General features: G+C 72.0%; 6 protein-coding genes. 3 read left to right on the top strand and 3 right to left on the bottom strand.

Annotated elements, in window-relative coordinates:
- Nucleotides 1-613 (bottom strand): sigma-70 family RNA polymerase sigma factor (locus tag R6V09_RS48590; RefSeq protein WP_317887844.1); only part of this gene is annotated, 613 nt, incomplete at its 3' end.
- Between the two features lie 70 nt (nt 614-683).
- Between R6V09_RS48590 and R6V09_RS48585 the strand changes: the two genes are divergently transcribed.
- A complete protein-coding gene (locus tag R6V09_RS48585; RefSeq protein ID WP_317887843.1) occupies nt 684-1,346 on the top strand; it encodes an FMN-dependent NADH-azoreductase in 663 nt (220 codons plus the stop codon).
- A 2-nt stretch (nt 1,347-1,348) separates the two neighbouring features.
- Here the strand turns inward: R6V09_RS48585 and R6V09_RS48580 are convergent, their stop codons facing one another.
- Nucleotides 1,349-1,900 (bottom strand): TetR/AcrR family transcriptional regulator, encoded by a 552-nt coding sequence (locus R6V09_RS48580; RefSeq protein ID WP_317887842.1) that lies wholly within the window; start codon nt 1,898-1,900, stop codon nt 1,349-1,351.
- 97 nt (nt 1,901-1,997) lie between these two features.
- Here R6V09_RS48580 and R6V09_RS48575 point away from each other — a divergent pair, with 97 nt between their 5' ends.
- Together R6V09_RS48575 and R6V09_RS48570 are read left to right on the top strand one after the other, a co-directional pair.
- The gene (locus R6V09_RS48575) at nt 1,998-2,456 is read left to right on the top strand and encodes a nuclear transport factor 2 family protein (protein ID WP_317887841.1); all 459 of its coding nucleotides are present in this window, start codon (nt 1,998-2,000) and stop codon (nt 2,454-2,456) included.
- A gap of 9 nt (nt 2,457-2,465) precedes the next feature.
- Nucleotides 2,466-2,990 (top strand): flavoprotein, encoded by a 525-nt coding sequence (locus R6V09_RS48570; protein ID WP_317887840.1) that lies wholly within the window; start codon nt 2,466-2,468, stop codon nt 2,988-2,990.
- Here R6V09_RS48570 and R6V09_RS48565 read toward each other — a convergent pair.
- A partial coding sequence (locus tag R6V09_RS48565; RefSeq protein ID WP_317887839.1) for a hypothetical protein occupies nt 2,987-3,646 on the bottom strand: 660 nt, incomplete at its 5' end. The genes R6V09_RS48570 and R6V09_RS48565 overlap by 4 nt on opposite strands.

Below are 3,646 nucleotides of genomic sequence, written 5' to 3'. Positions count from 1 at the left end.
GCTCGGCGTGCCGGACGACGTCCGGGGCCAGCACGTCGAGCAGCGCACCGAGGTCACCGCCCCGCGCGGCGGCGAGGAAGGCCTCGACGACCTCCCGGTGCCGGTCCAGTTCCGAGCCCGGCACCACCGGTGTGCCCCGCACCTTGTGCCGGGCCCGGCTGGCGAGCTTCTTCGCGGCGGGCAGCGAACGGTCCAGCACCGCCGCGATCCGGTCGAACGGCACCGCGAACAGATCGTGCAGCACGAACGCGACCCGCTCGGCCGGCCCCAGCGCGTCCAGCACCACCAGCAGCGCGAGCCCCACAGAGTCGGCGAGTACGGCCTCGTCCTCGGGCAGTTCACCGGCGCTCGGCTCGGGCAGCCCGTCGCCGTAGGGTTCCTCCCGCCGGGACGCACGGACGCGCAGCATGTCGAGGCAGATGCGGGAGACGACCGTCGTCAGCCAGGCGGCCAGGTTGTCGATGTCGTCGCCGCCCGCGCGGCTCAGCCGCAGCCAGGCCTCCTGGACCGCGTCGTCCGCCTCGCCGAGCGAGCCCAGCATGCGGTAGGCGACCGCCCGCAGCCGCCCGCGCTCCGCCTCGAACCGCCGTGCCAGTTCGTCGTGCCCGTGCATGGGTGTCACCTTTCCCCGTCGTGCCCCGTCACCTCTCCGACGCACCCGAACCGACCGAGGTGACCACACCATGCTGCTGCACATCGACTCCAGCGCCGACACCACCGCCGACTCCGTGACCAGGCAACTCACCGAGGGCTTCGCGCGGACACACCGCACAGCGGACCACCGTCACCGCGACCTGTCCGCCGCACCGGTGCCGCCGATCACCCCCGCCTACACCACGCTCGGCCGCCGCGTGGAACGCGAGGGAATCGTCCCGCCGGCCAAGGTGCCCGCGCTGATCGAGAGCGCCGCCGAGCAGCGCGAGTGGGACCTGACCCGCCCGTACGTCACCGAACTCCTTGCCGCCGACACGGTGTTGCTCGGTGTCCCGATGTACAACCTCTCGGTCCCCGCGACCCTGAAGGCGTGGATCGACCGCGTCACCTTCCCCGGCGCGCTCACCGATCCGGACACCGGGAAGAGCCTTCTGCGCGACACCCGGGTGGTCGTGGTCATGGCCCGCGGCGGCGGTTACGGCCCCGGCACCCCGCGCGAGCACTTCGACTTCCAAACTCCTTATCTGAAGGCCTACTTCGGCAACCTGGGCGTACCGCCGGAGCACCTCCACCTCGTCGCCGCCGAGCTGACCCGGGTCGACGTCCTGCCCCGGCTGGCCGGCCTGGAGGACGTGGCCGCGGCCTCCCTCGCCCGGGCCCGCGCCACCCTGACAGCACTCGCCGCCGGCTGACCTCAGCGGGCCCGCAGCAGCGATCGGACCGCCTCGCGCGCCTCCGCCGCCGGCTCCGTGCTTCCGGTGATGCCCGCCGTGACCATGGCTCCCTCGGCCAGCAGGAACACCTGCCCGGCCAGTACGGCGGGCAGCCCGGCGTCAGCCACGAGACCGGCCAGATAGTCGCGGAACGCCCGCTTGTGCGAACGGACTTGGGCCACCACCCGCTCCGAGGACGCGCCCAGCTCGCCGTAGGAGTTGATCCACGCGCAGCCCCGGAAGCCGGCCTCGCCGAACCACTCCTCCAGCCAGTCGAAGACGGCCGGAATTCGCTCCCGTGGATCATCGTGCCGCTCGACGTGCTCGGCGAGGCGTCCGCGCCAGCGCAGGTCACGCCGTTCGAGATACGCCTCCACCAACTGGTCCTTCGCCGGGAAGAGTTGGTAGAGCCGCTTGAGGGAGAGCCCGGAGGCGGTGCGGACGGCGTCCATGCCGACTGCCTGGACGCCCCGGCCGTAGAACAGCTCCTCGGCGGCGTCCAGCGCCTGCTCCCGGGCGACTGCGCTGTCCATCGAACGACCCCTCCTTGACGCGAGAACGACCGTTCTCTACGTTAGCAGTCGTTCGGAGAACGTACGTTCTCGCCCTTTCCCCGCTCTGGAGACGACCATGGCCGACCGCCCGCCCCTCCCGCCCTTCACCCGGGAAACCGCAGCGCAGAAGGTCCAGGCCGCCGAGGACGCCTGGAACACCCGCGACCCGCGGCGTGTGGCGCTCGCCTACTCGGAGGACTCCGTCTGGCGCAACCGCGACACCTTCGTCACCGGCCGCGCCGAGATCGCCGAGTTCCTCACCGCCAAGTGGGCGCGCGAGCAGGAGTACGCGCTGCGCAAGGACCTGTGGGCCTACGACGGCAACCGCATCGCGGTCCGCTTCCAGTACGAGTGCCGGGACGCCGACGGGCAGTGGTGGCGGTCCTACGGCAACGAACTGTGGGAGTTCGACGAGCACGGGCTGATGACCCGGCGCGAGGCGAGCATCAACGACCTGGCCATCGAGGAGAGCGAACGGCGCGTCTTCGGGCCGCGACCGGAAGCGGAGCGCGGACGGTCCTTCCCGCTTCAGTAGGCTCCCCGAGTGACCGAACAGGACTCGAAACCCTTCCTCTACGTCGTCGTCTGCGCCGCGGGTATCGCCGCGGACGTCGGCCGGCTGATCGCCGCCGCGCAGGAACGGGACTGGGAGGTCGGGGTCTTCGCGACCCCGGTCGCGATGGGCGGGTTCTTCGACACGGCCGCCGTCGAGGCGCAGACCGGCCGCCCGATACGTTCGGCGTGGCGAACTCCCGGAGATCCGCGCCCCTTTCCGCCCCCGGACGCCGTGATCGTCGCGCCCGCCACCTTCAACACGATCAACAAATGGGCGTCCGGCACCGCGGACACCCTCGCCCTCGGCACCCTCTGCGAGGCGTACGGCCTAGGTGTCCCGACCGTCGTACTCCCATGTGTGGGCGACGCGTTGGCCGCCCATCCCGCCTACCGGGCGAGCCTGGTACGACTGCGCGAGATGGGCGTCCGCTACGCGGAGCCGTACTCCGGCGACGCCCAAGAGGACGGCGGGCGACCGGAGTTCGGCTGGGCGAAGGCGCTGGACCTGCTCTAGGAACAGGTCACCGTGGGCCCGGCCAGCATGCCCCCGGTGTAGAGCGCCTGGCCCTGGGGCATCCAGTAGCCCAGCTTCGAAACCACCGTGGAACAGCGGGACTTGAGGGTGACCCGGACCACCACGGTGTCCGGGTGCCCCGGCTGGAGATCGGTCAGGGCGCAGTCCAGGGCGTGCGGGAGCCGGTCCTGCGCGGGGTGTCGGCCGATCAGCGGGTTGACGCAGCGGGCGTCGGTCGTGGTCAGTTCCGCCCCCGTGCCCTCCTCCGCGATGAGCCCGAACCGCGCGCTGCCGTCGCCCTCGTCACTGTTCCGCCGCACCGTGTACGTCAGCGTCGTCACGGAGTCCGGCCGCAGGGTGCTCCGGTCGACCTCGATGCCGTGCGTCGCCTTCGGCCTGGGCGCGGTCAGCGTGAGCGTCGCGTGGACCGTCCCCTGCACATCCACTCCCTCGGGCATCGAGCGGACGCGCACTGTGGCCTCGAAGTCGTACGTCCCCGGCCCCGGATACTGCCCCGACCCGGGCAGCGTGCCGGACGCGACCGTCTCGCCGGCGCGCCGCGCGGTCCAGGTGCCCGAGGTGCGGCACGCGTAGTGGACGGTCGCCCTGAGCTGCCGGCAGGTCGCGGGGGCCGAGACCGCCATGGTCGGGGTGCC

It is taken from the genome of Streptomyces sp. W16 (genome assembly GCF_033194735.1).
In the GTDB taxonomy this organism is placed as follows: Bacteria; Actinomycetota; Actinomycetes; order Streptomycetales; family Streptomycetaceae; genus Streptomyces.
The sequence above is the reverse complement of the archived record's forward strand: the minus strand, read 5'-3'. Positions and strand labels throughout refer to the sequence as shown.

Excerpts from the sequence above, each read along its gene's own strand:
- R6V09_RS48585 (WP_317887843.1), top strand. The coding sequence starts at position 684 with ATGCTGCTGCACATCGACTCCAGCGCCGACACCACCGCCGACTCCGTG.
- R6V09_RS48580 (WP_317887842.1), bottom strand. The coding sequence starts at position 1,900 with ATGGACAGCGCAGTCGCCCGGGAGCAGGCGCTGGACGCCGCCGAGGAG.
- R6V09_RS48575 (WP_317887841.1), top strand. The coding sequence starts at position 1,998 with ATGGCCGACCGCCCGCCCCTCCCGCCCTTCACCCGGGAAACCGCAGCG.